Annotated in this window: 28 protein-coding genes and 1 pseudogene; 8 read left to right on the forward strand and 21 right to left on the reverse strand. The window is 51.6% G+C overall.

The window, feature by feature from the left end; all coding sequences use genetic code 11:
* Positions 1-36: 36 nt before the first annotated feature.
* The 4 genes from T370_RS0106125 to T370_RS0106140 are packed head-to-tail and all read right to left on the reverse strand — an operon-like array spanning position 37 to position 1,820.
* Positions 37-348, reverse strand: a complete 312-nt coding sequence (locus tag T370_RS0106125) for a nucleotidyltransferase family protein (protein WP_029435122.1) — start codon at positions 346-348, stop codon at positions 37-39.
* On the reverse strand, positions 335-757 hold the full coding sequence (locus T370_RS0106130) for an HI0074 family nucleotidyltransferase substrate-binding subunit (RefSeq protein ID WP_029435123.1): 423 nt from the start codon (positions 755-757) through the stop codon (positions 335-337). Before T370_RS0106130 ends, T370_RS0106125 begins: the two co-directional genes overlap by 14 nt.
* Positions 758-766: 9 nt before the next feature.
* A complete protein-coding gene (locus T370_RS0106135) occupies positions 767-1,060 on the reverse strand; it encodes a hypothetical protein (RefSeq protein ID WP_029435124.1) in 294 nt (97 codons plus the stop codon).
* Between the two features lies 1 nt (position 1,061).
* The gene (locus T370_RS0106140) at positions 1,062-1,820 is read right to left on the reverse strand and encodes a ParA family protein (protein WP_029435125.1); all 759 of its coding nucleotides are present in this window, start codon (positions 1,818-1,820) and stop codon (positions 1,062-1,064) included.
* 425 nt (positions 1,821-2,245) lie between these two features.
* Between T370_RS0106140 and T370_RS0106145 the strand changes: the two genes are divergently transcribed.
* Positions 2,246-2,662, forward strand: a complete 417-nt coding sequence (locus tag T370_RS0106145; protein WP_029435126.1) for an antirestriction protein — start codon at positions 2,246-2,248, stop codon at positions 2,660-2,662.
* Between the two features lie 241 nt (positions 2,663-2,903).
* Here T370_RS0106145 and T370_RS0106155 read toward each other — a convergent pair whose 3' ends face one another.
* The gene (locus T370_RS0106155) at positions 2,904-4,460 is read right to left on the reverse strand and encodes a tyrosine-type recombinase/integrase (RefSeq protein ID WP_156034350.1); all 1,557 of its coding nucleotides are present in this window, start codon (positions 4,458-4,460) and stop codon (positions 2,904-2,906) included.
* A gap of 49 nt (positions 4,461-4,509) precedes the next feature.
* Here T370_RS0106155 and T370_RS0106160 point away from each other — a divergent pair, with 49 nt between their 5' ends.
* Both T370_RS0106160 and T370_RS24865 read left to right on the forward strand, forming a co-directional pair.
* The gene (locus T370_RS0106160; protein ID WP_029435128.1) at positions 4,510-5,010 is read left to right on the forward strand and encodes a MucR family transcriptional regulator; all 501 of its coding nucleotides are present in this window, start codon (positions 4,510-4,512) and stop codon (positions 5,008-5,010) included.
* Between the two features lie 98 nt (positions 5,011-5,108).
* Positions 5,109-5,516, forward strand: a complete 408-nt coding sequence (locus T370_RS24865; RefSeq protein ID WP_156034351.1) for a hypothetical protein — start codon at positions 5,109-5,111, stop codon at positions 5,514-5,516.
* A gap of 1,692 nt (positions 5,517-7,208) precedes the next feature.
* Here T370_RS24865 and T370_RS24190 read toward each other — a convergent pair.
* The 6 genes and pseudogenes from T370_RS24190 to T370_RS0106205 all read right to left on the reverse strand — a co-directional run bounded on the left by T370_RS24190 (position 7,209) and on the right by T370_RS0106205 (position 14,160).
* Positions 7,209-7,963 (reverse strand): annotated as a pseudogene (locus T370_RS24190) (IS5 family transposase).
* A gap of 1,234 nt (positions 7,964-9,197) precedes the next feature.
* Positions 9,198-9,794, reverse strand: a complete 597-nt coding sequence (locus T370_RS0106185) for a phage tail protein (protein WP_029435129.1) — start codon at positions 9,792-9,794, stop codon at positions 9,198-9,200.
* Positions 9,791-10,516: a prepilin peptidase gene (locus T370_RS0106190; RefSeq protein ID WP_029435130.1), complete on the reverse strand. Its 726-nt coding sequence runs from the start codon at positions 10,514-10,516 to the stop codon at positions 9,791-9,793. The genes T370_RS0106185 and T370_RS0106190 overlap by 4 nt, the downstream gene beginning before the upstream one ends.
* Complete coding sequence (gene rdgC / locus T370_RS23510; RefSeq protein WP_051643763.1) at positions 10,513-11,466, reverse strand: recombination-associated protein RdgC; 954 nt, start codon at positions 11,464-11,466, stop codon at positions 10,513-10,515. Before rdgC ends, T370_RS0106190 begins: the two co-directional genes overlap by 4 nt.
* 66 nt (positions 11,467-11,532) lie before the next feature.
* Positions 11,533-11,799 (reverse strand): hypothetical protein, encoded by a 267-nt coding sequence (locus T370_RS22730; protein ID WP_051643764.1) that lies wholly within the window; start codon positions 11,797-11,799, stop codon positions 11,533-11,535.
* A gap of 39 nt (positions 11,800-11,838) precedes the next feature.
* Positions 11,839-14,160: a DNA topoisomerase III gene (locus T370_RS0106205; protein ID WP_029435132.1), complete on the reverse strand. Its 2,322-nt coding sequence runs from the start codon at positions 14,158-14,160 to the stop codon at positions 11,839-11,841.
* 65 nt (positions 14,161-14,225) lie between these two features.
* Between T370_RS0106205 and T370_RS24870 the strand changes: the two genes are divergently transcribed.
* Positions 14,226-15,203, forward strand: a complete 978-nt coding sequence (locus T370_RS24870) for a hypothetical protein (RefSeq protein WP_156034352.1) — start codon at positions 14,226-14,228, stop codon at positions 15,201-15,203.
* A 398-nt stretch (positions 15,204-15,601) separates the two neighbouring features.
* Here T370_RS24870 and T370_RS0106220 read toward each other — a convergent pair whose 3' ends face one another.
* Together T370_RS0106220 and T370_RS0106225 are read right to left on the reverse strand one after the other, a co-directional pair.
* Positions 15,602-16,282 (reverse strand): hypothetical protein, encoded by a 681-nt coding sequence (locus T370_RS0106220; RefSeq protein ID WP_029435135.1) that lies wholly within the window; start codon positions 16,280-16,282, stop codon positions 15,602-15,604.
* Between the two features lie 12 nt (positions 16,283-16,294).
* Positions 16,295-16,876 carry a TrbM/KikA/MpfK family conjugal transfer protein gene (locus T370_RS0106225; protein WP_029435136.1) on the reverse strand — a complete coding sequence of 194 codons (582 nt, stop codon included), beginning with the start codon at positions 16,874-16,876 and terminating at the stop codon, positions 16,295-16,297.
* A gap of 52 nt (positions 16,877-16,928) precedes the next feature.
* On the opposite strand from T370_RS0106225, the gene T370_RS0106230 reads away from it, so the two are divergent.
* Both T370_RS0106230 and T370_RS0106235 read left to right on the forward strand, forming a co-directional pair.
* Positions 16,929-17,210, forward strand: a complete 282-nt coding sequence (locus tag T370_RS0106230) for a type II toxin-antitoxin system RelE/ParE family toxin (RefSeq protein WP_029435137.1) — start codon at positions 16,929-16,931, stop codon at positions 17,208-17,210.
* Between the two features lie 8 nt (positions 17,211-17,218).
* Positions 17,219-17,539 (forward strand): HigA family addiction module antitoxin, encoded by a 321-nt coding sequence (locus T370_RS0106235; protein WP_034505894.1) that lies wholly within the window; start codon positions 17,219-17,221, stop codon positions 17,537-17,539.
* On the opposite strand, the gene trbL is transcribed toward T370_RS0106235, so the two are convergent.
* Positions 17,523-18,734, reverse strand: a complete 1,212-nt coding sequence (trbL, locus tag T370_RS0106240) for a P-type conjugative transfer protein TrbL (protein ID WP_051643765.1) — start codon at positions 18,732-18,734, stop codon at positions 17,523-17,525. The two genes, T370_RS0106235 and trbL, sit on opposite strands and share 17 nt — an antisense overlap.
* Between trbL and T370_RS0106245 the strand changes: the two genes are divergently transcribed.
* Complete coding sequence (locus T370_RS0106245; RefSeq protein WP_029435140.1) at positions 18,733-18,993, forward strand: hypothetical protein; 261 nt, start codon at positions 18,733-18,735, stop codon at positions 18,991-18,993. The two genes, trbL and T370_RS0106245, sit on opposite strands and share 2 nt — an antisense overlap.
* Before the next feature lie 2 nt (positions 18,994-18,995).
* Here the strand turns inward: T370_RS0106245 and trbJ are convergent, their stop codons facing one another.
* The 5 genes from trbJ to T370_RS0106270 form a co-directional block, all read right to left on the reverse strand.
* Entirely contained in the window at positions 18,996-19,739 is a 744-nt protein-coding gene (gene trbJ / locus T370_RS0106250; RefSeq protein ID WP_029435141.1) for a P-type conjugative transfer protein TrbJ, read from the reverse strand.
* A gap of 19 nt (positions 19,740-19,758) precedes the next feature.
* Positions 19,759-20,163: a hypothetical protein gene (locus T370_RS0106255; protein ID WP_029435142.1), complete on the reverse strand. Its 405-nt coding sequence runs from the start codon at positions 20,161-20,163 to the stop codon at positions 19,759-19,761.
* Between the two features lie 8 nt (positions 20,164-20,171).
* Complete coding sequence (locus tag T370_RS0106260; RefSeq protein ID WP_051643766.1) at positions 20,172-21,512, reverse strand: TrbI/VirB10 family protein; 1,341 nt, start codon at positions 21,510-21,512, stop codon at positions 20,172-20,174.
* A complete protein-coding gene (trbG, locus tag T370_RS0106265) occupies positions 21,512-22,411 on the reverse strand; it encodes a P-type conjugative transfer protein TrbG (protein ID WP_051643767.1) in 900 nt (299 codons plus the stop codon). The genes T370_RS0106260 and trbG overlap by 1 nt, the downstream gene beginning before the upstream one ends.
* Before the next feature lie 92 nt (positions 22,412-22,503).
* Positions 22,504-22,974 carry a lytic transglycosylase domain-containing protein gene (locus T370_RS0106270; RefSeq protein ID WP_051643768.1) on the reverse strand — a complete coding sequence of 157 codons (471 nt, stop codon included), beginning with the start codon at positions 22,972-22,974 and terminating at the stop codon, positions 22,504-22,506.
* A gap of 90 nt (positions 22,975-23,064) precedes the next feature.
* On the opposite strand from T370_RS0106270, the gene T370_RS0106275 reads away from it, so the two are divergent.
* The gene (locus T370_RS0106275) at positions 23,065-23,490 is read left to right on the forward strand and encodes a hypothetical protein (RefSeq protein ID WP_029435146.1); all 426 of its coding nucleotides are present in this window, start codon (positions 23,065-23,067) and stop codon (positions 23,488-23,490) included.
* A 205-nt stretch (positions 23,491-23,695) separates the two neighbouring features.
* Here the strand turns inward: T370_RS0106275 and pilV are convergent, their stop codons facing one another.
* Both pilV and pilM read right to left on the reverse strand, forming a co-directional pair.
* Entirely contained in the window at positions 23,696-24,829 is a 1,134-nt protein-coding gene (gene pilV, locus T370_RS0106280; protein WP_029435147.1) for a shufflon system plasmid conjugative transfer pilus tip adhesin PilV, read from the reverse strand.
* Positions 24,826-25,251: a type IV pilus biogenesis protein PilM gene (gene pilM, locus T370_RS0106285; RefSeq protein WP_029435148.1), complete on the reverse strand. Its 426-nt coding sequence runs from the start codon at positions 25,249-25,251 to the stop codon at positions 24,826-24,828. The genes pilV and pilM overlap by 4 nt, the downstream gene beginning before the upstream one ends.
* Positions 25,252-25,255 lie beyond the last annotated feature (4 nt).

A 25,255-nucleotide genomic window follows, 5' to 3' on the forward strand; every position in this document is an offset into this window, starting at 1 on the left:
TGGGTGCTCCCCTCCCTTTTAGGCGTTTTCCCGCGATTATTGCAAAAGGACATAACGGGTAGCTATTTCTTTTTGAAATTCTTCCGGCAGGAGAGCCCAGTCGTGAACGTCGATCAGAATGGGAATGTCACTTTCCCGGAATGCCGTTCTAAGCCGGTCGATTTCCGAGCTGGGGTTATCAAGCGCGGAGGGATTGCGCAGAACAAGATCAAGATCGCTTCCTTCATGCGCTTTTCCTGAAATACGGCTGCCATACGCCCAGACTTGCGCAGCAGGAACGAAGGTGCGAAGAAGAGCACATACGTCTTTTTTTATCTCGGGATCAAGAAAAAGTTCATGCGGTTTCATCTCTTTCGTCCAGTCGTTGTGCAAGTACCCGTGCGTCTTCTATGAAGTTTTCCACTTGCTTGAGGGCTTCTTCCGCGAGAGTTTCCCCATAATCGTGTGCCGTAAGGTTCCTGTTGTCCCGGTAGGTGAACCAGCGGCTGGCCTCATCCGGGGTGAGCAGGCCATGCTTGGCGGCGTGGCGTAATACATCTTTAAAATAGAGCCGGTCCACTTCAGAGGGGGATATGAAAAACTGTTTGAGGTATTTTCCTAGAAGTTTGCCTCCTGTCTCAAGAACAAGCTCAAAGCCTTTGATGGTGGCGTTGCGATAGACCTCGTACTCCACACTGCCCGCTTCGGCCTGTTTGAGGAGGGCGAACGACGCATCCAAGGTTTGAATGCACCGCTTGAAGTGTTTTGTCTGCAACATCCGACCTCCCTAGTAATCGTGTTTTTTTAGCCATTCATCCAAGGCTTCCCGGACGATTTCCACTTCCTTACGCCGTGTTTCATAGGCGCATTTGCGGAGGCGCTCCGAAAGTGAAAAGGAAAAATTGAATAATTTCCGCTGATCATTTCTTTCGGGTACAGATTTATGTGTATCTGCTTTTACAGGTTTATATATTTTTGTATCTATATTATTATGTATATCTGTAAGAGGCTCCGTCTTTCGGAATAACTCCGGGGCGGCAGCTTCTTTTACTTTATCTTTTCCTCTTTCTCCGAGCCCCATCTTATCCCTCCGTTCGCTTCAAGAATTCTTCAGCAAGGGCGGCGTAATCCTTCGCGCCATAGCTGTTCTTCCTGTACCGATAAACATCTTGCCCGTTGCTCGGCGCTTCCGCAAGACTCACATTGTCCCTGATGCGAGAGGATAAGATGGCTTCTCCCCATTCATCCGAGAGGGCTGCGGCCACATCTTTGTTGAGCGTTTTCCGTGAATCAAAAAACGTCAGCACAAGGCCGAGGATAGCCAAGCCCGGATTGAGTTCCCGCACCATGCTCACTGTTTGCCGGATGAGAGCCAGTCCCGCCAGCGCATAATACTCGACCTGAACGGGAATGAGGAGGCCGTTGGCCGCATTCAGCGCGTTGACCGTGATCAGGCCTAGAGAGGGAGGGCAATCCAGGAGGATATAGTCATAGTTGGCGGCGACCGATACCAGGGCTTTCTTCAAGAGGTTCTCCCGGCCTATGCGCCCGGCAAAGGCCATCTCCGCTTCCGCAAGCCGGATATTGGCAGGAAGAAGGTCGAGTTTGTCTTCTAACGGTCTCCTGGCTTCGGCAATGCTTAAAGCACCGGACAGCACATCGAAGACAGTCTTCTCAATCTTTTGAGGCTCAAGACCGCAGGCATCGCTGAGATTGCCTTGTGCATCGAGGTCAACCAGCAGCACCCGTTTGCCCTTTCGAGCGAGAAAGACGCCCAGATTATGAGTGGTCGTAGTTTTCCCCACGCCCCCTTTTTGATTGCCTATGGCGCATATATACATGGCAATTCTCCTTGTAAGTCAGTATAGCATATCGTATTTATATATTTATGTAAATATAAATATCATTATTTTAATATTTATATGAATATATATTTATATAAATGAGGGTGCGCCAGTGGGCGCATCTTCCGCGCCATCGCTCGAAGACTCGCTCTGTCACGGAAGCAGACCCGACCCTTGGGAGCAGAGGAGGGGAAGGAAAGGGTTGCGCGAATACGCGCAACTTCCGCGCCTTCACTCCCGTTGGTCGTTCAGTCACGGAAGCAAGCCCGCTTTCCTCAAATCTTCTTTTTTCCGGCGTTGAGACGCCTTTGAAGCAGAACCCCTCCGAGGCCTTCTCCTTTTGGTGAAAGGCCTCGGAGGGGTTCTGTCTGAAAGGCAGGTCTCAACTCCAGGAAAGAAACTCGCAGTCTGGGAGGACAACAATGGAGTCTTTTGAATTTGAAGTCATTACGGCAACGAGGGTTCCCGATGAGGACCGCCTGAACTTCTGGAGCCGTCATGTCGGACCCAAGTACATGCTGAGCTTTGAACGGCATGTGTTTGGCTGGATGAGGAGGTTGTGCGGAGACTATGATGGAGGATTCTGGGAGTTTTACGAGCTGAGCAACGGCGGCTTTTACATCGCTCCCGAGAATGGGAGCAAGATGCGCCTGGTATGGCCCGGAAACTACTTCGATGGAGAAATGTCTCCCGATGCTGCCGGCATCGTGGCCACGCTTTACGCGCTCAACGTCTTTGCGGAACAGGCAGGCCCTTATTTCAGCGACAAGTACATTCAGCTTTACGAGTTCATGCGGCTTCACCCTGAAGCCGAAGTAATTCGTGCGGCCATTGATTAAAACAAGTGCCCCCTGTCGTAACCGGAGCGGCAGGGGGCTGAACCCGCACCCGGCGATATGAGGATAAGAGATGCGGAGTTGTGAAGATACTTATCGGCAAAAGGGAAAGACTGTCAAATCCTGTACGTTTCTGCTGCCGGGCGAGAAGACGCCAAGAACCTGTTCGTTCCAGGAGATGATGCGGATCATCAGGGACAGATGTCCCAACGGGAAACTTAAGGAGCTGCGGATAGCTTGAGGTTTAACCGGGGGTATCCCGGAAGGGTGCCCCCGTATACGGAGGGGTCGTATGTATATCGGTTCTGGACTTGGAGGGATAGTCCTGTTCATCTGCGGGATATTTTGGCTGGGGGAACATCCGGGCGTTTTGGCTGTTCTGGACTTTCTGTTTCAGCTTTTCCTGTTTTGCCTGCTGGGAAAGATTGTTCTTGTTCCCGCTTGTTATCTTGGCGTGTTGCTGAAGGACTGGCGGATAGTGCTGTTCGGTTTCTCCTTCATGTTCAGCGTATTCATTCGCTGGATGATCGTGCTGCTGTTCGATTTTCGAATAGGAAAGGTCTTCCCCGTCGTGGAATACGGATACGGCATTCCCTACTCTCTGGCGTGCGCCGTCGTCGTTTATCTTGTTCTTTGGAACATTCCGCTTGTGCGGGAGGTTCTGCGGGAGGCTCTGCGGGAGGCTCAAGGATGACCCGAAGAAGTCCGGCATGGCTTCGATGGCTTTGACTTTTTGTGCCCAGTCGACATGCTCGTACACATCAAGGATCATTCTTGCCGATTCATGGCCCATGATTTCCGCACTGGTTTTGAGATCGGCTCCGGAACGGATGGCATAGGTGGCATAGGCATGGCGTAAGTCATATGGTCTAAAAGGGCGGATACCCGCCTTGCGAATCGCTGTTTTCCAGGCCGAACCAATCTTGCGGACGGGTTTCCCCGCCCAGGAAATGACGTAAGGGCAGTCTCCGTCCTGGCGTTGCCATTGTGCAAGTAGCGGCAGGAGTTCCTTCCGGATCGGGACATCTCTTTTCGCAAGTCTGCCGCCTTTGTTGGCGCTGGGCATACTGATTACGCCATGAGCCAGGTCCACGTCGTCCCAGGTCAGAGAAAAAAGTTCGCTTGGACCTACGCGAGCGCCCGTGTAGATGCCGAGCAGGATGACCCTCCGGATATGGGGAGAAGCCGCATGAAGAAGAGCCGACAGTTCCGAAATCGTTGGAGGAGGCGTTCGCCTGTTTTTCCCTTTGGGAATCGACCATCGTTCGATCTGTTCGGGAAGGAGTCCCTCGCGCCATCCCCAGTTCATGATCGAGCGCAACAGCGAGGTTCGTCTGTGGATCGTGGACTGCGCCTTGCCGGCCTGTTTCTGGATTGAGCAGAATGCCGAGATGTCGGCTCGGGTGATGGACAGAGAGGATCGGCGGGAAAAGAAGTCGAGCAGAGGTTTGGCGTGGTACATATCCTGTTTGATGGTAATTGAAGATTTGGAGCAACGAAGGAAGTGCAGATCGAACAGTTCCCTTACGGAGATGGACTTCCTTTGCCTCTTTGGAGTCCTGAGAAGAAGTTCCTTGTGGAAAATGGTTTCTTGTATTTGGGAGAACGTCAGGGCTGCCTGTTCCGAGTCGCATTCGTGTCGGAGGGATGTTCCATGTGATTTCCATGTTACGATCCATTTTTTCTTGCGTATTGAATACCGGACTGTAGCCATGATGTGCTTCCTTTTATTTTTTGAATAGGTACGATTGGTATGACTGGACAGAGTTAACGTATTCACATAAAGATATTTGAAAAACAAGTTTTGATGCTATAGAGACAAAACGTTCTTGGTATGAAGAGAGGGTATTATGATTAAGGATTCAGAATTGTTGAAACTGATTATGGAAAGGTATCCTGAACAACCTTTCAATTTTATCCTTGAGCAATTTACAATTTTCAAGGCTGGTCTTATTGAGGCCAATGGTAAACTTGCCGAAAGAGATATGGTTGAGGATATTGCCGAGTCTGCAAAGATTGAGACAACTCAAGATGCGGTATCGGAACCAGAAACCGATATGCCTCCAGCTCAACCCAAGAAGAAATACACGAGACGAAATTTGGTGGCGAAGCCGGAAGAAGCGATTGGAAAAGAGTTCGTAGAGTGCTGCCTGTGCGGTAGGAAAGTTCAGAACCTGACGGCAAGGCATTTGTTGTCCCATGGCATCTCCATGGATGAATACAAAAAGTTGTGTGGTTATGCTCCCGATCAAAAGTTGATTTGTGGTAATCTCATGGAAAAGTTACAGAAAAATGTTTTGAGGGCGTATAATTCCAGAAAGAAAAAACTATCGGGAGAGCATTTGAAATAAGTCGGATATCAGTTGCCCTGAATGAGTTTCATTTAGGGCATTTCTTTTGTCAGGAGATGACGCCACATGCGTCATTCCAATAGCGACGAGTATAGCATGTGCCATTTTATTATGGTGAAATGACTAATTTTTCATGTCCTCTTCCAGTATATCCGGAACTGGCCGCGTTGGTGGGTGCGACTGTCCCTGACTATCGGGGATACTTTTTGCGGGGAGTTGGTGGAAACAGCGCCAGTTTGGGAGAGAAACAAGGAGATGCCATAAAGCATCCAACAACTGAGAGCGTATTGCATTTTTGGAAAAGTTTTGAAAACTGCTGGGCGACAGGAGTATTTTCCATACCAAATCAATCAGAATACGATGTTACAATTAAAAAAAGTAACTCCGGTCACAGCTTCCCAAGGAAACTCCGGTTCGATCTCGCCAACGCTTGGGAATCCGGTTATACAGCGGTAGAGACGCGCCCGGTGAACCGGGCAGTTCGCTACCTCATCCGGGCCAGATGACTTGCCAAACTTTCCGAATCGCCTTATCTTAAAACGCAAGAGGGACGGCAAGTGCTGTAACACCTACCGTCCCATTGTGCGGGGTCTTTTTCGGGACTCCCCTAGCAGGAACACATAATTCCCACTGAACAGCCCCTAACAGTCTAGTCCACTGTTAGGGGCGTTGCTTTGTCCAGTGGGCTGTTTCTAGCTCAGGAACTCGTCCATCAGCCAATTAAACAGCCGGACAAGGGCAGCCCAAACAGCGGCCTTTGCCAGCATACGGATGAATCCGTACATGGTGGCATGGAACCTCCTTGTATTCCCCCGCTGGTGACTGAACAGGGAAGTCCCGACGGGAAATCTACACGGGGTTGCATGTCATATCAAGCCGTAGATATACCCCTGTGTTGTTTAGATTTTTGAGCGGACATTCCAGTCTATCCGGAACTGGTCGGGATTGTCGGCTCGACCGTACCGGACTACCGGGGGATATTCCTGCGCGGCCAAGGTTCACAGACGAGTACACATTACGGCACCGTGGCGCATTCCAGTGCAGCGCTTGGCCAGCTTCAGGGAGATGGAATCAGGACGATTTGGGGAACCTTTGTAGGCGGTGATTGGTCTGGACACAATAATCAGGGAGGATCGAGTGGAGCCTTTTGGCCTTCGGGGAATGCAGGAGTACAAGAGGGCAATAGATACGACCAGATACGCTACAGTTTTGATGTATCGCGTGTCACTCCTGTGGTTGGTGAAGTACGCCCGGTGAACCGGGCTGTTCGGTATCTCATTAGGTCAAGATAACATTGAAATACAGGTAGATAATAAGATAAAGCAACGCCAAATAAGTTCTTCCTTGGCGTTGCTTTATCTTATACAAAATATATAATTACATATTTACATATATATAGATTTATGGTTTCGCCCGAATGAGACAGCGGACGTAGATGTGATCTGGAGCTGTCTCAGCGTCTCCGGTATAATCCGTCGGATTACCACCGCCTTGCCCAATAGAGCCCGATACAGCTCCATTCTGAAGCGTTCCAGAGACGGAACTAGCATTGGCTGTTCCCGCGACTGTTCCGTTGGCCGTACCGGAAATACTCCCGCCACCCGTGCTGCCCCAGATTGCTCCACCGGAAGTTGTACCGGCCATAGGCGTTGAAGAAGAGGTTCCTATTGGGACATACACCGTATCAATATTTCCGTCACTACCGGTTCGTCTGAGGTAAATACCTCCTCCCTGTGCATATCCGTTGGCTTTTGTGGCGTAGTAGGAAGGCATGGAATGCCCCACATCTTGCGAAAGAACAAAGTATCCCCCGCTGCTTGATGTACTCCCCTGATAGGAAAAATTCTGCCCCCCAGCACCACCGCTGGTAATCGTCTGCCCTGAAGCGGAACCGGAGACGCTAAGGCTGGCAGAAGCAGAAAAGGATTGTCCCCTAGCCGTACCAGTAAGAGCCGTGGAGACGAGCTGGCCGGAAAACGAATGTGTGTGCGTCGGCTGCGTATGGTTGTGGCTCTTGATCGAGTTGGCCACCGTCTGCCCTACGCTGTGTCCAGAGGATACTCCGCGTAGGAAACGCCCCCGGTAATCAGGCACTCGGCTGCCGACAACCCCGACCAGTTCCGGATATACTGGTATTGAAATGATAATATGTTAAAACAAAAGAGTAAAATTGCAAAGAATGGTAGGGTCAGGACTCATTAATTAAGATAAAAGATAACGGTAACAGCAAGGCAGATGGCTGAGAAAAAGGTATGGCACAGCGGTCATACCGGGTCGCGATACGTCGCCGGTCCTTCAGCCTGCTGAATGTATTTTCAATAAGATGTCGTTGATTATACAGCGTGTTGTCAAAGGGAAATGCTTCATTTCTGGTTTTTCAGGGTGGCATGCAGACAGTCATCCCTCTTCTGGCTTTCAGAGATTCACGCAACCACGTTGCGTCGTAGCCTCTGTCTGCCAAAAACGTGCTGTTATCGGGGAGGAGATGCTGGAGGATGGCTGCACCCTTGTAGTCGCTGACCTGTCCTTCAGTCAGCAAAAGCAGGACAGGACGCCCATGCCCGTCATAAACAATATGGAGTTTGGAATTCAGGCCACCTTTTGTTCGTCCTATAAGACGTGGAGAATCCCCTTTTTGAGCAGGCTTGCCGCCGTGCGGCGAACCTTGAGATGGGTGGAGTCGAGCATCAGGGAGCCATCAAAAGGTATTTTATTTATTAACTCATTGAAAATTATAGTAAAAATACCGAGCCTGTTCCACCCGATAAAACGATTGTACAACGTTTTGTGCGGACCGTACTCATCAGGTGCATCCTTCCACTGAAGTCCGTGTTTGATGACGTAGATGATGCCGCTGAGACCCCCTGTCATCCACACGGGGGGTACCGTGAGAACGGGGAAAGAACAGCTTTCGCTCCAACTGACTTTCGGAAAGATAAAACAGGGTACGCATGGGATACCTCCGTGCTTCCTGCATACCCTGTTTTCCTCCCTTGAAAATAATGAATCCTGACCCTAGTCTGGCCACCCTATCCCCGGAGGAACACTCCCTGATAATTCGGGACGTTCCACCCGACAACCCCGACCAGTTCCGGATAGACTGGTGGTAAGAAAATAACCAGTTAAAATATAAAGACAACGCAAAAAAAAGAGTTCTTTCTTGCGTTGTCTTTATATTTATGGCTTGGCTCGGATGAGACAGCGGACGTAAATATGATCTGGAGCCGTTTCGGACCCTCCAGTATAGTCCGTAGGATCACCACCTCCTGCGCCAATAGTTCCCGATACTGTTCGACTCAGTAGATTACCAGAAACGGAGCTCGCCTGAGCTGTACCGGAGACGGTACCCTTGGCTGTACCAGAGATGGAGCTTGAACTTGCTGTTTTTGTTGTTGTATTTGAACTGATATGGCTTGATCTAATCGGGCCGGAACCATTTGTAACACCAGTTGCATCATAATAGTTTGTTGTCCACAATATTCCACTATCACTGTATCTTTGTCCGGCAGCCGTCCCAGAAACGGTTAAATTTACGGATGATGAATATTTCTGTCCAGTAGCCGTCCCGGTAAGGGCCGTGGAAACAAGCTGCCCAGAAAAGCTGTGAGTATGCGTTGGCTGAGTGTGGTTATGGCTCTTGATCGAGTTGGCCACCGTCTGCCCTACGCTGTGTCCAGAGGATACTCCGCGTAGGAAGCGCCCCCGGTAATCAGGCACTCGGCTGCCGACAACCCCGACCAGTTCCGGATACACTGGTAGGAAGGCAAAAAGGGCTTGCCGTGCCTTGATTTCCGGGGAGTATGTCCGTAGGGTGGCGAAGTCCCGCAAGGGGCAATACGGGGCCTCCTCTCCGCAGACAGGCAGGGATGGAAAGGAGGCAAGTTGCCAAGCAAACGGCGGATGTACCATCTGCTCAGGCTGGTGACGAAAGCGGCCCTGTGGGGCGCGTTCTCCCGTCTGGCAAGCTGGCTCATGGGTAAAATCCTGAGCTAGAAGGCAAGCCCGATGGAATGAAGCGACCCCCAACAGTGTTTGCCGCACCGTTGGGGGTCTCCATCGGGTAACTGGATCAACCCATTACCGGAGGGGAGGCCCTTAAAGAACCATCCCATGCCGGGGGCCGAGGTGTTAGCGCACCTTGGCCCTTTCTGTTTTGGAGAATAAGGAGTTCGGAGAGATTTGGCAAGTCACCTGGCCCGGATAAGGTAGCGAACTGCCCGGTTCACCGGGCGGACTTCACCAACAACCGGAGTTGAGCGAGACGCATAAAAGTTCATTGCACCTGATGGCGCCTTACCCGCGTCATTCATCCATTGATTCCGCCCTTCGTTCCAAAAGGCCAGTGAACCGGACTGGCCCACTTCTCCATCGCGGCTTCGGGGCAGATAGGAAAGCTCTCCCCATATTTCTCGTATTCCATCCCCTTGCAGCTCGCCTAGCCCCGCGCTCCAATGGCCAACCGCGCCATAGTGATAGCTGGTTTGGCCACCGTATCCCCGGAGGAACACTCCCTGATAATTCGGGACGTTCCACCCTATGAGCGCGACCAGTTCCGGATATACTGCGCTGGATATGGATTGCCCGTTACATTCCAGCCAGTTATCTCTATCAGAAGGCCATGAGTTGGAAGGCCAGGTAATCACCGTTCCAACGGGGATCGAAGCACCTACGCTTTGCACCATGACCGTTGTGGGGTCAAAGCTGGTACTGTCGGCGGCGAGTACAGGACTGGAAAAGACGAGCAACGCCAAAAGAAGAAAGAGGGAGAGATAAAAACGTTTCATAGTATTATCCTTGGCAAGAGAGTGTGAAGAAAAAAACTGATGGAGAGCCAGGGGCCGAACGGCAGGGGAGTCTTGGGGGGATGTCGGCTTATGAGGACGAAAGTGAGCGCGAGTAGGGCACCCATGAACATGATTGAGGGGAGAGCCAGAGGGCCAGCCAGAGCGCCGAGCAGGGCCATGAGCTTGGCGTCTCCCAGACCGAGACCGTCGCGGCCGCGAAAACGTCTGTAGAGGACAGACAGAAGCCAGAAGGAGCCTCCGCCCAGCAGACAGCCGGAGAGTGTGGTCAGCCACCCATGTCCGAGAGGAAGAGCGCCTGCGGGAATGGCGATGAGTGTGGCAGGCAGGAGCAGCACGTCTGGCAGGATGCCTATGCGGGCGTCGATGCCGGAAGCCACGATTAACACACCGGCAGCTATAAGATAGACGGCGAAGCTAGGGCCGAGGCCGAAGCGCCATGCAAGGGCTCCGGCCACGACTCCGGAGAGCAGCTCGATTAGGGGGTACTGGAGGCTGATCCAGACGCCGCAGTATGAGCAGCGTCCCCGCAGGCAGAGATAGCTGACCACGGGGATGAGTTCATACCATTTCAACCGGTGCAGGCAATGCGGGCAGTGCGAAGGAGGGAAGACGACCGATTCTCCGGATATGTACCGGAAAATGCAGACGTTGTAGAAGCTCCCCAGAATAAGCCCGAGTATGGCTGCTCCAAAGACCGTCATTTCCTTTCTCCGCAGAATTGTCTGAAGAGGGCGTGCATGACCGAGACTGTTTCTTCGATGAAGCTTATCTTGAATAGAAAGTCGGCATCGGGATCGGCATCTTTTTCCTTGCGCATACGTGGGGGCTTCAAGCCGGAAAAGGTAAAGTCGGAGTTGAGGGTGAAGACGGAGACGAGTTCATCCTCGGGCATGGTGGATATCCTCAGTTTGAGGCTTTTGAAGAGGAGGCCGGATTCGAGGCCGGCACGGGCGCTGTCCGGCGCGTCGGTTACGGAAACGGAAGGCCCGTCAGTCCCCGAGAGCGTGGCTTTTCCCTGTTCCGCGATGTGATAGTCTTTCCCGTTGAGCGAAAGCATCATGCTTTCCGTATAGAGTTCACGCATGAAGTCTTCGAGGGGATGATCGGAACCGGAGGCGACCACGGCAGCGGGGTACAAACGTTCGAGTTCGCCGCCGAAGGCCGTCTTGAAATACTGTTCGAAGAGCTCAAGCACGGGTTTGGACGTGCTTGCGACATAAACAAGACCAGTTGTCATGTCTATGGCGACTCCGGACATGGAAGGGCGGGGTTCCATTTTTGCAAGGAGGCGGCTTTTGCAAAGCTCACGGAGTTCGCTTTTTCTGTCTTTTGAAATGAACTTCCTGCCTTGGGCGGCCAGCCGTTCGCGTTCTTCCTTCAACATTTCGTTCAGATGTTTTTTGAGGATGATCGAGGGGATCTTTCTGACGTCGACGCGGAAGCCGAAGGTTACGTAATGCCCCTTTTCGGACGTGTGCCAGTCGAGGTCAAACATGTCGTCCGCATTAACGAAGCCATACCCCTTTTCGTCGGGGAGGTTGTCGATGGAGTGGAAGGTGAACTGTCTGATCCGGTCGCTGGTGATGGAGGCAAGCGTTGAGGATTCGGCACGGTAGACGGTCAAAGGGAAAGAAGATTTCATGAGGCTCATCGTTATGCTCCTATGGATGAGTATTAAGCGGAATAAGGTCTGTTCTCAGCTGGTAACATCCATGGTTCACTCCCTCTGGTTAAGGTTGTTGCGCACATACGCCAGAAATGGGTACCGTTCTAGGGTGGCCTCCCACCATTCCTGGGGAAATTGGGGAAGATAGCCGAGATGTTCGGCAATGGCGGTACATTCCAGAATTGTTGTCAGGCCGATGGAAAACTCATGAAAGTTGTCCTTCATGCCGAAGACAAACGGTTCATCGCATCTTGGGCAAAGAATTTCCTTGTTCCCTGCACATACCGTCGCTCGATTTTCAAGCATCGCGTCAGCCATGTTTTATCCCTGGTAAAGTTGTTTGAAGGTGTTGGCCTGCTATTTCGTTCCGGCTCTTTTATCGAAATCGGGCTTACCGTTACTTCCCCAGAAACTGGCTTTGCAGGAGGGAAAGCCGGAGCAGTCAAAACGTTCCCAGGCCTTTCCTGTTTTGCTTGTTCCGTTTTTGAGAAGAAGCGGCTTGCCGCAGTCGGGGCAGACGAATTCCGTCACAATTCGCGGTGCCCGTGATTTTGGCTTGCCGGGCTTCCCATTATCGTCGGGAAGAAAAACATTTTCGCCGTTTGCATGGCCCTCACGGTTGTAGCAGGCCCAATACGTGTTCCCCTCTTTTTCTTTGCGGTAAAGAGGCTGGTTGCAGACGGGGCAGGGAAATTCCGAAGGGACGGCCTTTTCACGGGGAGCGCCGGGTTTGCCGTTGTTGTCCGGAAGAAAGGTATGGCAGTCGGGATCGGAGCAGGCCCAGAAGAATCCCCCGTATTTCTTGTCCGGACGCTTGCGCATGGCCTTGCCGCACTTCGGACATGGGCAAGCGGTGGGAAGGAGGGTGACAGGCAGGGAAAGAACCGAATTGAGGAGTGTGGGCAAGATCGCGATCTGGTCCTGCATGAAGGCGTCACGCGTGAGTTCACCACGGGCGATTTGTTCGAGCCTCTGTTCCCATTGTGCCGTCATCACCGGGTCTTTGAGCACACCCGGAGTCATGTCGATGAGAGACTGGCCAAGCGGCGTTGAGACAAGGGACTTGCCGCTTGGAGCAATAAACTTCCGCCCTTTAAGCGTCTCTATAATGCCGGCGCGGGTGGCTTCGGTGCCGAGCCCTTCGTTTTCTTTCAGGACAGATTTCGCCGTAGCGTCGGATATGAAGCGATGAACGCTGGCCATCGCCTCGATCAACGAGCCTTCCGAAAACCTGGAAGGCGGTGTGGTTTTCTTTTTGAGGGTTTCAACATCGGCGCAGGTGACGGGAGTATCAGAGCTGACCGGAGGCAGAGACTGTTCCGGTTCCTTCTTTTTGGCGTCCTCATCTTCTTCTGCGGCGACGCCGGTCCATCCAGGTTCAAGGATAAGCCGTCCACGCGCTTCCCATGTCGTATCATTGATGGAGACAACGATCTTCTGGGCTTCGTAGCTCATCGGGGGGTAGAACTGGAGGAAGTATTGGACTGCGATCATCAGGTACAGATTCGTTTCCTGCGCCGTGAGGCTCCGGGACTCTTCGCCGGTGGGGATAATCGCGTGGTGGGCCGTAATCTTCTTTGTATCCCAGACAGGGCCTCGCAATGCGGAATCGGCCTTGGCAGTGACGCCTTCAAGACCGGAAACACCGGAGAGGGCAGTAATGAGCCGGGCGGCGTCACCGAACTGTTCTTCTGGCAGATAGCGGCAATCGGTACGCGGATACGTCGTCAACTTCTTTTCATAGAGCGACTGAGCGGTATCGAGCACCTGCTGTGCAGTCATGCCGAACTTTGATGAGGCTGCTTTCTGGAGCGAAGAGAGGCAATGTGGAAGCGGTACGGCTTTTTTCTTTTTCTCTCGTGTGACGGAGGTGATGGTGCCGGTTTGGCCGCGCACGGAATCGACGATGTCCTGGGCTATGGATGCGTCGACAAGGCGGCCTTCCGGATCAAGACCCGGTTGGGTTTCGGCAGGTTTGAAGGTGGCCGAGAAGCTGCCGGCATCATTTTGGAGGCTTGCCTGGAGGATAAGGTAGTCCACGGGCACGAAGGCCTTGATCTCCCGATCCCGCTGGACGACGAGCGCGAGCGTCGGCGTCTGGACGCGGCCAAGAGAGAGGACTCCATCGGTATGGCCGGTTTCCCGACCAAAGATGGTCATGGCGCGGCTGGCATTCATGCCTATGAGCCAATCCGCCTGAGAGCGGGCACGGGCGGCATCCCGGAGGTTGGCGTAGTTGCTGTTATCCTTGAGTGTACTCAGGGCCTTCTGGATGGAGCGAGAGTCAAGGGAGGCAAGCCAGATACGCTGGACAGGGCCGGTGTAGTGGAAGTGTTCGAGGACTTCATCGACGAGGAGTTGGCCTTCCCTGTCCGGGTCTCCAGCGTGGACTACGGAGGAGGCCTCACTAAGCAGATGGTTGATCACCTGAAGCTGTGTGTAGGCTTCTTTTTTGGGGCGAAGTTTCCATTCATTGGGGATAATGGGGAGATCGCGCATGCGCCATGTCCGGAGGTTATCGTCATAGTCTTGCGGATCGTACTGTTCGAGGATATGGCCAAAGCACCACGTCACAGTATCGGAGCCACAGATCTGGAAAGTAGGGTTGTTCTTGGTGACGCCGAGTTCGGCGGCTATGGCCCTGCCGAGTGAGGGTTTTTCAGCGACAAAAAGACGCATGTTTTACCTCGTAGCTGATTTTAGTTATTGAAGAATTACAATTTAACGCCAAGGAGAAAGGTTGCATGAGTGATTCCAGTATTGATAGGGCCTATTGCGTAGAGTTGGGTTATGATGTGGATATTTTAGAGGCCAACGATTATTATTTTTCATTGCCCCCATCTGAGCGCAGGAGGTTACACTTTGAGTGCCCGGACGAAGCATGTCGGGAAACCTTTCATCCGGAAATCATTGGGGTGAACTACGACAAGGAAGTGAGCATCAGGCCGATGCATTTTCGTAGAAATGGGCATGATCAACATAGTGAGGATTGCTCGCTTGGTTTGTATGAAAAAATTCTTCATAAAATGCTTCAGAATAAAGAAGAATATGAGATTAATGCTCATAGAAATCTTTTTCTTAATATACCTGATTCTGAAAAAGTACCTGATGTATTTCAACCACGACGTGAGGTTGAAAAAAATAAATTTCAGCATGACGAAACTCGTAAACAGTATAGTAAAAATAAAAGGGAAACCATTGCATCAATAAAAAATAATATTCTTCATGGACAAAATAAAACTCGCTCTTTAAAAGTACTTGTTGATGCCTTTGAGAATCTTACTCCAAGACAACGCTATCTTCCTTCTGTAACAATAGAAGGAATTATAATGAAATATGGTATGGCCTTTAAGCATATCAAATTTATGGAGTCATGGCATACATACCCTCATATATATTATGGGTGTGCACGTATTGAGGAATGGCCTGATGGGTTTAGAGCTATGTTTAATCAACCTGTCCTGAAATTTACTCCTGATAAGCTAAGTCTTGAGGCATCCATATTTTTCCCTCGAAAAAATGGTAAAATTCCCAAATATCATCCCTATGATGCTCTAGTGCGTGCAGAGAAGAGCCAGGAACTTTGTTGTATTTACATGTTTGCCAAAAGAACTCTTGTATATGAGCCGCTGGGATCACCGGGGATCTCAAAGGAATGGATCAAGTTGGAAGCAGCATCTGGCGAAACGGTGATTACATTCAATGTACGTGAATGTAGATGAGGGATGATACCTAGGATAAACTTATACGCTACAGTTAGCGATACAGTATAGTTTTCTGTTCTCAGATGTTTCCTTTCATAATAAGAGTTTACTTTGAAACGATCTGTTGTATGTACGGGATTGGTGAAGTCGGTAAAGGTGCCGACTGTAATCAGAATTTGCGTCAGCATGCGTTCAAATTGCAATTCAATAATAATTTTTTTCCCATAATACCTCTCGAGGATTCCTGCGGAGGCCGAAGGTGTAAGGAGAAAATGAGGGATATAGATCGTTACCTCGCCGTATGAGCAGCAACTTGCGCGCATGGCACAAAAAGAAACTTCTTTGAGGAAGAGTTCGATGGACTGTCTCATGCCGGTATCAATGAAAAGCCGTCTTATGGGTTTCATCGGATACTCCTAGTTTAGAAGATTGCGGTAGGGGCCAAAGCGTCTTTTGAAGGGGTTGCACAGGGCGGGAAGAAGACCTTCCTCGATTTCATCCGCCTTGAATTCGGCGGCGTATCCTTTGCGGCGGACGTTCTCGATACGCAGGCTGTTGTCAAAAAAGGCTATGCTCCATCCCGGGCCGTCCTCGCGTGCCGTTTCCCGCGAGTGAACCGGCAGGACGGCACAGTACGGGGGGAGAAGTCTTTTAAGGCGCGAGAAGAGGTTTTCCATACGCGCATCGGTCTGGACTTCGACGAGATGGACGCCGTGCAGCAGTGGGGAAGGCTGGGCATAGAGGAAGAATTTCGCGATACAAGCGCGATGATTGCCATCTTCGGCGACATAGCCCTTGCCGTCCTGAAAACAAAAGAACGGTGGCGTGCCGGAACGTTCATGACTTAGATAATACTCTGGGTTCACTGTAAATCTGTCGAGATTTTTCTTCATCTTTTTGCCGTGGCTCAGAAATTCCCGCCAGGTCATGCCCTGGTAGACGGGGTTGGCCGTTCCGTAGATTAGGCCTGTGTTGACCGAGGCTGAGTCACAATGGCTCATTGAGCGGATGAAGCGTGACGAGCGGAGAACCTCTATGGGGTTGTCAACAAAGAAAGGCACGGTATCGAAGAGTTCCCTGATCTGATTGTCAGTCATTGCATCCGCTCCCTACTCATTAACCCAATGTCCGCCGTTGAGCCGTTCCCCGACATAGGTGACGCCGACTTTCCAGGTGTACTCATGGCCAGCGTAGGCCCGGCAGTATGAGGGCAGGGTGTCATCGACAACCCAGATGTATTTGTCACGGCAGCGTGGCGTATTTTCCTTCTGATACCAGCTCATTTTCCTCCAGACATCGTCGGGGATACACTCTCGGACAACTTCCCGTTGCCGGAGCTGGCGGTTGAGCAAATCAGCCGTGCAACGGCCCGCACCTTGAAGAATGGCTTCCACAAGGCTTGGCATACTCGCGTCTTCTCCGACCGTCGGGCACTGATTCAGGAAGTTCCGGCGGGCCTTCACGGTATCCTTCCATTTCTTTTTGCTGATCCCGAAGTATCGGGAGAGCGCCGGGCCGCACTCTCCGGGGCGTGTGCCGGATGACAGGCAGAGGATCGCTTCGCAGGCCAGTTTCGTGTCTCCGGAGAGTTCGTACTGGCCAGTGTCGATCTGGGGGAGTTCATGGTCGGCGGCCAGAGCCTGCATGGGCAGGAGTGTGAATAACGCCAGAAGAAGGATGAACTTTTTCACAGGACCTCCACTTATACTTGTTAAAACCCGGTTAACGTGTTACTTTATTCGTATGATTAAATCGTTCAAGGACAAACGGGCTGAGACGCTCTTTAATGGGTATCGCGTTCCTGCATTTTCACCTGACTTAGCACGTCAGGCATACCGAAAGCTAAAGCTGCTCAATGCCGCTACCTGCCTTCAGGATCTCCTGATTCCACCGGCCAACCGACTCGAAGCCCTGAAAGGGGACCGCAAGGGGCAATACAGCATTCGGATAAACAGCCAATGGCGCATCTGTTTCGTTTGGCATGATGAACACGCTTATGACGTTGAAATTGTTGATTACCACTAGGAGATACCATGTTTGATCGTATGCCTCCCGTACATCCGGGGGAGATTTTGCTGGAGGAATTCCTTAAGCCCATCGGACTGAGCCAGACTCAGCTTGCTTTGTCCACGGGAATGCCGCAGAGCCGTGTGCAGGCGATTGTTTCCGGTCGCCGTGGAATTACAGCCGATACGGCAATTCGCCTTGCCGCGTTTTTTGGCAACACGCCGCAGTTTTGGCTCAACTGCCAGACCTCCTATGAGTTGGACATGGCCGATTACACCGGAGAAGAACAGAAGATCAGGGATGTGGTACGTCCGTATCATAGTAGAATACCTAGTCTTTCTTTTTAAGGTTTTCGGCGAGTTTGCCTCCCGCACTGTTTTTCACCGCATTGTTCCATGCCGTTTTGGCTGCTGTGCCCGCCATTTCTTTGGCGACGGCAAGCGCGGACGGCGGCTTCGCATTCATCAGAGCAGCGGCTGATGCGGGGGTCATGCGTCCCCCGTGCTTTTTGCCGATTGCTTCTGCCTGTTTTTCAGCCAGTCCCGATTTGGCTTCCTTGGCGGCTTTCATGAGTCCGGCCATGCCTGTGGCTGCCTTGGCCATCGTTTTTGCCGAGCCCGCCATTGAAGACGCGGCAAATCCCATACCGGCTGCGGCAGCGCCAATGGCGGCACCAGCACCAAAAGAGCCGACGCCCATGCCGCCGACGCTCGCTCCGTTGATGATTCCCGCGACCATCGCCGGCAGCTTGTCCGTGAGCATGAATAATGTTAGAGCGGAGACAAGAAGGATACCGAGCTCTTCCATGTTGCTGGCCGCCGACATTTTGGCGTAAAATTCGTTGAGAAAGCCTGTACCGACCCCGACGATGAGCGTCATGGTCATCAACTGTACGCCGATCCCAAGAACCGTTTTGAAGTAGTTGAGGGCTATATCCGAGGTCCAACGGCTGCCTCCGAAGCCGAGGAAGAAGATGCCGGCGTAGGCCATAATCCATGCAGCACAGAGTTGCAGAAGCATGTTGATGGCGACGAGGGCGAGAATCAAAAGGACGAGCCCGGATATGATTAAGCAGCCTCCGGTATTTAGAGGCGAAAGAGCTGAAAAGTTTTGTACGGCCTTATGGAAGATATCAAAGCCTATCTCCACTATATTTGATGGGCTTACCCCCATCTGTGCTGAGGCTTGGTTTCCAATAGTGCGCATTGATTCAATGATAGCATTAGCAATGGATGGGCCATTTCTGAGCAACCATAAGAAAAAGCCACTGAAAGTCAGGAAGCGGAACATCTCTCCGAAGAATTCAGCAATTGAAGAACGCCGGAAAATCAACGGAATGAATTGCCATACTATGCTGATACCAACGAGATACATGAACAGTGTTGTTGCATGGGCTTGAATAGAGTCTGCCCATTGCGTCACAGCTTCTTGATATTTGGCAAGAACAGAATCCAGTACGTCTTTATCTGTCAATTCTGCTAAGGCTTCTTCAGGTAATATTAGGCAGATGATACCTATAAAAAGTAAAGGAGAATAACGCATGTTTGCCCCTGTAAAGTTAGGAATATTGGCTCTTTCCCTGCTCTTAGTTTCCGGCTTGGCGGGATGTACGGATCAGGAGGCTGAAAAGCGAGCTCAACTTGCTGAGGAACGTGCCGTTGCTGCCGAGAAGCGGGCTGCTGTTGCCGAAGAAAAACTCCTCATGCTTGAAAAGCAGATGAAGGACGATGCTGCCAGACGTGAGGCAGACAGAAAATTCACGGAAAGCAGACACGAGAAGAGCTCTGGGAGAGTCTGGTAGTTTTACCAGACTATTCCCGAACTTTTTTCATGCCTGCTTTCGGTAAACAGTTCATCCGCCGCCTGTTGACGTGCTTCACGGGCGGTAATTGTTTGTTCTCTGGCGTTTTCCGCAGCGATTTTTGACGTCAGCAGGGCACGTAGCTGGAGCAGCTGGTTTGCCTGGTGGCTTGAGAGCTGGTTGGCATACTGAATTGCTTCCAGGCGGCCTTGAGCTGTTTGTGCCTTGGACTGGATGTTTTCCAGATTGGCCGCGTCTTCTTTCAAGGCTGCCTGTTGCTGTTCGAGCGTGCGGACTACATTGTCATTGGCGTGTTTTTGCGCTTCCGAGCCAAGCTCTTCCGATTCGAGAAGGGCTTTTTTGTTTTCTGGCGTTGATGCCTTGAAGTATGGGCTGTTGCGATAGGAGGTGACGCTCCCGAACTTGCGCATGTAGGTGTCCAGGTCGCCGGCCTGATTCGTGTAGTAGTCGAGCTGATCCTGAAGGGCGATGATCTTGTTCATTGTTCGCTGTGCCTGGTCCCAGACATATGCTGCGGGAGCTATGCTGTTTTTGATTTGATCTTCATATTGCTGAAGCTGGAGGGCGTATTCCTCGATTTGCTTCAATGTTTGGTTGACGGCTTCAATAGCCGAGAGTGTGGTCTGCTGGAGGTTCGCGGCGTCGAAGACGGGAATGCCTCCGGCTCTTGCAGAGAGAGGGGAGAGCGTCATAAGAAGCGAGAAGATGACGAGGTAATGTTTCATGGAAGAACCTTGGTTCCTTTTAAATTTTCAAAGAAGAGTTTGTTGCCTTCAGTATTTCGGCAAAGCCTTTCTCATTGATCGAATAGGGAAGACGTGTTGGGGAACGATAACCTTCCACAGAAAGACTGGAATGTCTTTCTGAAAGACTGGTTGCGGCTGGATGGATATGCACCTGCATTTCTGGAGTTGAAGCTGCAATATCCGTAGCGAGTTCGAGCCAGTCCTTAAAGTGGACTGAACTTTTTTGGGAGAACTGGAAGGAAAACAGGAAAAAGGGATCAAAGAGTTCCTTTTCGTCTCCCATGACATAGAGAGAAGTTTCCATGTTTTGGGCGTTGTTATTTAGGTATGCGAGCGTGTTGGCGAGATCGGTGAAGTGGATGACGCCGGAACGTGTGGCAAGGACGATGGAAAGATTGTTCATGGAGCACCTCAATAATTGAACGCTTGATAGGGACCGGGGAGAGTCATGTCCTTGACGGCGATCACGTTGAAACGATAGCCGGGCCGGATTTCCAGTGTAGGGGATATGTTAAGGTTCTTGGAGATGATTTGGCCGAGGACTTGGCCAAGGGTCTGGCCGAGGGCTTCGGAGAGGGCGTCGCCAGCACGCTGGCGGTCGGAACTATCGCTGGAGTTATTGTCATCCTGACTCAAATCGACGGCGGCGATGACACCGGACATGAGTATGGCCGAGGATATAGTCCTGAACCAGTGATTGTTGATCTGGTCCGTAAAACCGGCGTAGCCGGCGCTGTCGGCTCCGGGCATGGCGCGAATATCGAACGTTTTGCCATCGGGGAAGATCAGGCGTTGCCATGCCATAAGGACGCGCTCCTGACCGTAGGCCACGTCGCTGGAGTATGCGCCGATGAGCCGGGTGCCCTGGGGGATAAGGAGAAAGCGGCCTGTTGCTGTATCCCAGACGTTTTGACTGACCTGTGCCATGACTTGTCCGGGGAGATCGGAATTGATTCCGGAGATCATGATTGCGGGGATCACGAAGCCGGCACGGATCATGTAAGGGGAAGCGGGAGCTTCAACCTGGGAGTCAAGACTCCATGAATCTGTCCGTTCGAGCCTGCGCACGTCGTTTTTGCCCGTGGCTGTAGACCGGTAGAGTTCGTCGGCTCCGGAGACGCTTTCGCCCCTGAGCTGGGCAAGACGCGCCTGATAGGCGGAGGAGGGATCGGTCATGGCGGCAAGGCGCTGACGGGCCTGGGAGATCTCCGCATTAAGGTCACGGGTTGTGGAACGAGCACGGAGCTCCGAGACCTGCACTCCCATTTTGCTCTTCAGTGCGGCTTCCAGAGCCTGGAAACGTCTTTCCCGGATACGGAGGCGATCTTCAAGGTAGGGATCGACGAGAACAGTCGGCATGTCCACGTTATGTGAGTCTTGTTGCGCAGGAATCTGTGTTTCCTTGCCGGACTCTGCACCGGGGCTCTTTTCGGGCTGGGTATTACTTGCCTGTTGCTGAGGAATGGTGGCAATGAAGCTGCCGGGCCGGGCCTTGCTTGCAATCTCTTCGGCAAACTGCTGCGAAGATACGCTTGCTTTAGGATTTTCCGTTTTTTGAGGCCGTTCACGGGGAAGAGATCGCTGATAGCCGACATAGATGAAGACGCCGAGCACCAGCGAGCAGGCAGCGCCAAAAATCAGCAATGGAAGCCTGTTCAGACGTTTTGAATTCGGAACGGTTTCGGCGCTCAGCGGATCTGGAGCAAGATCGGTCTGGGGAAGCCAGCTCTTCAGCTTTTGGAGAATAGCCATCAGTTCCCCCTTGTGATGGTAATCTTAGTTTGCTTGGAGCCTACACCGGCGATGAGAATGGCCTTGTCGAAGAGCTGATCGACGATGAAACGATCCCCTTGGAGACGGTAGTTGACCATGACTTCCTCGTCGCCGTTGAGTACGAGGAGGGAGGGGGCTTCCGTTTGCTTCATCTTCGGCGGCATCTGAATGATCGTCTTCACGCCATCGTTGTAGACGCGGACGGGTTTCCAGGGGGCGGAACCGGAAACACGGTAGGCGAAGTCGAGGTTGCCCAGATATTCCTGGGTTTCCGGGATTGTTAGCTTTTCCTTTTCTTCCGTCTGGCGTTCCTTCAGAGCCAGGAAGCGGGCCTGAACCGCGTCCGGGTAGATGAAGGAGACCTTGGGCATGTACTGTGTCCGGTGGCTTTTGAGCCGGAAGTGGTAGGTACGCCGGTTCGTAGTGACGATGAGGCTGGTTTCCAGACCCACGTCCATAGGCTTGAGGATAATATGCTGTACTTCGGCGACGCCGGCACCCGTGACGGCGGGTTCGACAAGCCAGCGGGCAGAGTCACCGATTGAGATATTGTTGATCTGTTCTCCGGGTTCAAGTTCGATGTCTGTAACTTGCATAACTGCACAGACAATGGAGGGCTGGACGGAGCCGTGGAGGAAGCGGATCGCTCCATCAGGGCCGGGAACCGGGGTGAGCTGGGTGGCTGAACGAGCTTGCCAGTCACGGGCTATTTTGAGGGCCTTTTGTTCCGCTGGCGTAAGAACCGGGTTTTCTCCGCCGAAGTACAGGCTTTCGAGCGGGAGATCGGGGAGCTCACCGGGAGTGGTCTTGGGAGCTGCAAGGGCTGAAACGGGGAGGAGGCACAGGGCAGCAACGGCATAGAGCTTTTTGCAGGTCATTTGGTCATCCTTTGTTACTTTCAATCAAAAGGTGGTTCAGATTTCTTAAGGTGTCTTGGTTTGCGGAATCCTTGTCTGTCCACAAAATGTATCTACCGAATATTTTTGTATTTACGTGCAACGACCCGGGCGTACATGCGCTGACGTGCGGGTGTGGGGGAGTGGTATGCGCCGACAGCGGTCCAGTTGTAGCCGTGGCGCTGGATTTCACGCGCCAAAATCCACACGCCAAGTGCGGCGTTATTCCGAGGTTCAAGTGCTATTTCAGGTGAAATATTCAGATGTTTGAGCCACCAGTTGTTGATCTGCATGAGGCCGATATCATGCGAGAGGCCACGAGCGCGAGCCTGGCGGATGATGGCCAGAGCGCCGGCGCGGGAGCCGGGTCGGTATGTCTTTCCGGCAATGTTGACGCACCAAGGATCAAGGCCGGATTCCGTCTTGGCTATGGCAAGGACGAGACGCTTGGGGACGCGATAGCGTGAGCATGGCGCGTCAAACACATCGGCAAGAGCCGGGGCCGTGAGGAACAGGAATGCCAGAAGGAAGAGAATGAGTTTCATATTGACTCTCATCTTATTTGATTAGATCAATACTTTTTTTGTATTCGGTAATGTTCGCAATCATATTGGATATCTTATAAGGGGTTAAAAATGTTTGAAGAACAGAAAGAAATCGAAGCAATCCAGAAGCGCATTTCGGAAATTCCATCGTTTATTTTTGAACAACAAAAATACAATATGGATACCATTAAATTTACCTTAAATATTTGGCTTACCGTAAATTCTGCATTTGCCTTTGCCATATTAAATGGAAGTATCAATGCAGAAAAAATGATTAGTTTATTTTTTATTTTAGGTTCCTGTATTTCATTATTTGCAATTTTTTGGACTTTTTTTAGACAAGTTAACATTCAAAAATTAACAATACGTCAGGTCAAAGAAGAATATTTTTTCAAAAAATTTATATTTGGAGTTACAGATGAATTGGAAAAAACCTATAAAGTATGTTCATGGTGTGTACTGGTAGCGTGGATATCGTTTGGAGTTGGGATTCTAATGATTATGAATTATTATTGATGTAATAGCGTATATATGCTAAAATTATTAAAAGTCCTCCTCCCCAAAAGGCTATGATTCCTAACTTTCCTAATAATTCAAGGTTATTGAATCCAATATAGTATGTTTTAAGTGTGTTGAATATGCGGTTGTATATTGTATGCTTGTTTTTGAAATAAGATAAAAATTTCATAATATATTCTCCTCCATTTTTATTCATGGTGTTTTAATTCTTTGCGCAGGTAGTAAAGACCATCACCCGCCCGTAGTTCGAGTCAGGATAGATCCATGCGTCGGAAGAGCTGGTGTTAAGAACCCTGAGATGTACCTGCCATTCGGTATCGGATACGGATGTCGCCCATGCCTGGATGGACGCCATGCTGGGGGACTGCTCTCCAGAAGAGACGATTGCCGGGGCGACGTAGATTTGAGGAACTGTGCCGGTGCCGGGAGCGCATGAGGGTTTGGCAACCTTGTCGCCGTTGTTGACGAAGGTGGAAGTCTTAAATTGCGTGGAGTTGCCGGTATCAGCGAGGAGGACGAGCTGGTTATTCCGGCAGAGATACATGCCCTGGAGTTCATCAAGGAACATCTTCCCTTCGTCTTCATCGGAACACGAGTCATCGTCCGAGATGGTGCGGGAGACGTACTGAATGGAGCCGACGTTCTTGATGTCGTGACCGGTCATATCGAGCTCGGTCTGCATTTGATTATACTCCGGATGACCGGGAACTTCGGTACGATAGAGGTAGTCCGTACCAAGATCGTAGTCATCGAAAGCGGAATACATGCCGATGTGTCCGGGGCCTGGGGAAGCTATCCCGATGGAGGCCAGGTCAAGGATGTAACCACCTGCGGTTCCGTGGAGCGTATCGGCGGACTGCCCGGCCAGATCCCCTGTGGGGACAAAACCGCCGGCTCCTCCAACCCGGAGGGCAGCTCCGGGGACGGAGAGTGTCGCGAACGGATCGCCTTCCTCATGTTCCCGGCCACCAGTGGTGAGAATGACGGAACTCAGGGTGTTGTCCTGGGGACGGCGGATATAAATTTCGTAGGACTGGCCCCATACGTTGGAGTCCTGAAATCCGTCCGGAAGAAGATCGGCGTCAAGCAGATCCGCAATGGTGATTTGAGGTCCTGAAGAGGCCGAGGAAGAGGAAAGCAGGGTTTCGTAGTTCTGCTTGATGTAGCGTTCCGTGGCGTCGTTTATGGTTTTGATGTGCCATGCGGCCTGCGCCTGCTCGGCCATGCGGGAGCCCTGTTGCCAGACATCGGTGAGGGTGTAGAGCATCATGCCGATGATGATCAGGGCTCCGAGCATTTCGAGGAGGGTGAAGCCTTGTTGATTCTGCTGTTTCATTGCGCGCTCACGATGCTGACGATGGTCCCGGTGGGGATGGTTGCGGGAACGGCAACTCCGCTGGGGTAGAGCCGTCCGTTTCTGTTTTCACCGACGAGGAGCGAGTTTCCGAGCTTTTTTCGGATCAGCCAGGGTTGGTCATCCTCGGTCGTGCCGTAGACGTAGCAGTAGTCGTCTATGATTCTGGCCTGCCATTGTTGCAGATAGACGTAGCCTGGGGGGAGATCGAGACTGGCGTTGGGAATGACCTGAACATGCTCGGAGTCTTCCAGATATTGGGTGACGGCGGTTCGGTAGATACAGAAGTTGACGGCCACGCTGTCGTCGATGGCTTCAGTCCTGATTTTTGAGACATCCGGAAGCAGCATGTGCAGCGAGGCAAGGATGCCGATGAAGAACGTGCAGATGACGAGTGGAAACATTGTC

Origin of the sequence: Bilophila wadsworthia ATCC 49260, assembly GCF_000701705.1 — a bacterium.
GTDB lineage: Bacteria > Desulfobacterota > Desulfovibrionia > Desulfovibrionales > Desulfovibrionaceae > Bilophila > Bilophila wadsworthia.

What these genes read in the sequence shown, in the direction of transcription:
- T370_RS0106235 (WP_034505894.1), top strand. Translation starts at nt 17,219, where the DNA reads ATGTTTGATCGTATGCCTCCCGTACATCCGGGGGAGATTTTGCTGGAG.
- T370_RS0106135 (WP_029435124.1), bottom strand. Translation starts at nt 1,060, where the DNA reads ATGGGGCTCGGAGAAAGAGGAAAAGATAAAGTAAAAGAAGCTGCCGCC.
- T370_RS24870 (WP_156034352.1), top strand. Translation starts at nt 14,226, where the DNA reads ATGAGTGATTCCAGTATTGATAGGGCCTATTGCGTAGAGTTGGGTTAT.
- T370_RS0106255 (WP_029435142.1), bottom strand. Translation starts at nt 20,163, where the DNA reads ATGAACAATCTTTCCATCGTCCTTGCCACACGTTCCGGCGTCATCCAC.
- pilM (WP_029435148.1), bottom strand. Translation starts at nt 25,251, where the DNA reads ATGTTTCCACTCGTCATCTGCACGTTCTTCATCGGCATCCTTGCCTCG.
- T370_RS0106275 (WP_029435146.1), top strand. Translation starts at nt 23,065, where the DNA reads ATGTTTGAAGAACAGAAAGAAATCGAAGCAATCCAGAAGCGCATTTCG.
- pilV (WP_029435147.1), bottom strand. Translation starts at nt 24,829, where the DNA reads ATGAAACAGCAGAATCAACAAGGCTTCACCCTCCTCGAAATGCTCGGA.
- T370_RS0106140 (WP_029435125.1), bottom strand. Translation starts at nt 1,820, where the DNA reads ATGTATATATGCGCCATAGGCAATCAAAAAGGGGGCGTGGGGAAAACT.
- T370_RS0106230 (WP_029435137.1), top strand. Translation starts at nt 16,929, where the DNA reads ATGATTAAATCGTTCAAGGACAAACGGGCTGAGACGCTCTTTAATGGG.
- T370_RS0106190 (WP_029435130.1), bottom strand. Translation starts at nt 10,516, where the DNA reads ATGACGGTCTTTGGAGCAGCCATACTCGGGCTTATTCTGGGGAGCTTC.
- T370_RS0106205 (WP_029435132.1), bottom strand. Translation starts at nt 14,160, where the DNA reads ATGCGTCTTTTTGTCGCTGAAAAACCCTCACTCGGCAGGGCCATAGCC.
- T370_RS0106220 (WP_029435135.1), bottom strand. Translation starts at nt 16,282, where the DNA reads ATGACTGACAATCAGATCAGGGAACTCTTCGATACCGTGCCTTTCTTT.
- T370_RS0106270 (WP_051643768.1), bottom strand. Translation starts at nt 22,974, where the DNA reads ATGAAACTCATTCTCTTCCTTCTGGCATTCCTGTTCCTCACGGCCCCG.
- rdgC (WP_051643763.1), bottom strand. Translation starts at nt 11,466, where the DNA reads ATGAGCCTCATGAAATCTTCTTTCCCTTTGACCGTCTACCGTGCCGAA.
- T370_RS0106245 (WP_029435140.1), top strand. Translation starts at nt 18,733, where the DNA reads ATGTTTGCCCCTGTAAAGTTAGGAATATTGGCTCTTTCCCTGCTCTTA.
- T370_RS0106130 (WP_029435123.1), bottom strand. Translation starts at nt 757, where the DNA reads ATGTTGCAGACAAAACACTTCAAGCGGTGCATTCAAACCTTGGATGCG.
- trbG (WP_051643767.1), bottom strand. Translation starts at nt 22,411, where the DNA reads ATGACCTGCAAAAAGCTCTATGCCGTTGCTGCCCTGTGCCTCCTCCCC.
- trbJ (WP_029435141.1), bottom strand. Translation starts at nt 19,739, where the DNA reads ATGAAACATTACCTCGTCATCTTCTCGCTTCTTATGACGCTCTCCCCT.
- T370_RS0106260 (WP_051643766.1), bottom strand. Translation starts at nt 21,512, where the DNA reads ATGGCTATTCTCCAAAAGCTGAAGAGCTGGCTTCCCCAGACCGATCTT.
- T370_RS0106145 (WP_029435126.1), top strand. Translation starts at nt 2,246, where the DNA reads ATGGAGTCTTTTGAATTTGAAGTCATTACGGCAACGAGGGTTCCCGAT.
- T370_RS0106160 (WP_029435128.1), top strand. Translation starts at nt 4,510, where the DNA reads ATGATTAAGGATTCAGAATTGTTGAAACTGATTATGGAAAGGTATCCT.
- T370_RS0106185 (WP_029435129.1), bottom strand. Translation starts at nt 9,794, where the DNA reads ATGAAACGTTTTTATCTCTCCCTCTTTCTTCTTTTGGCGTTGCTCGTC.
- T370_RS0106125 (WP_029435122.1), bottom strand. Translation starts at nt 348, where the DNA reads ATGAAACCGCATGAACTTTTTCTTGATCCCGAGATAAAAAAAGACGTA.
- T370_RS22730 (WP_051643764.1), bottom strand. Translation starts at nt 11,799, where the DNA reads ATGGCTGACGCGATGCTTGAAAATCGAGCGACGGTATGTGCAGGGAAC.
- trbL (WP_051643765.1), bottom strand. Translation starts at nt 18,734, where the DNA reads ATGCGTTATTCTCCTTTACTTTTTATAGGTATCATCTGCCTAATATTA.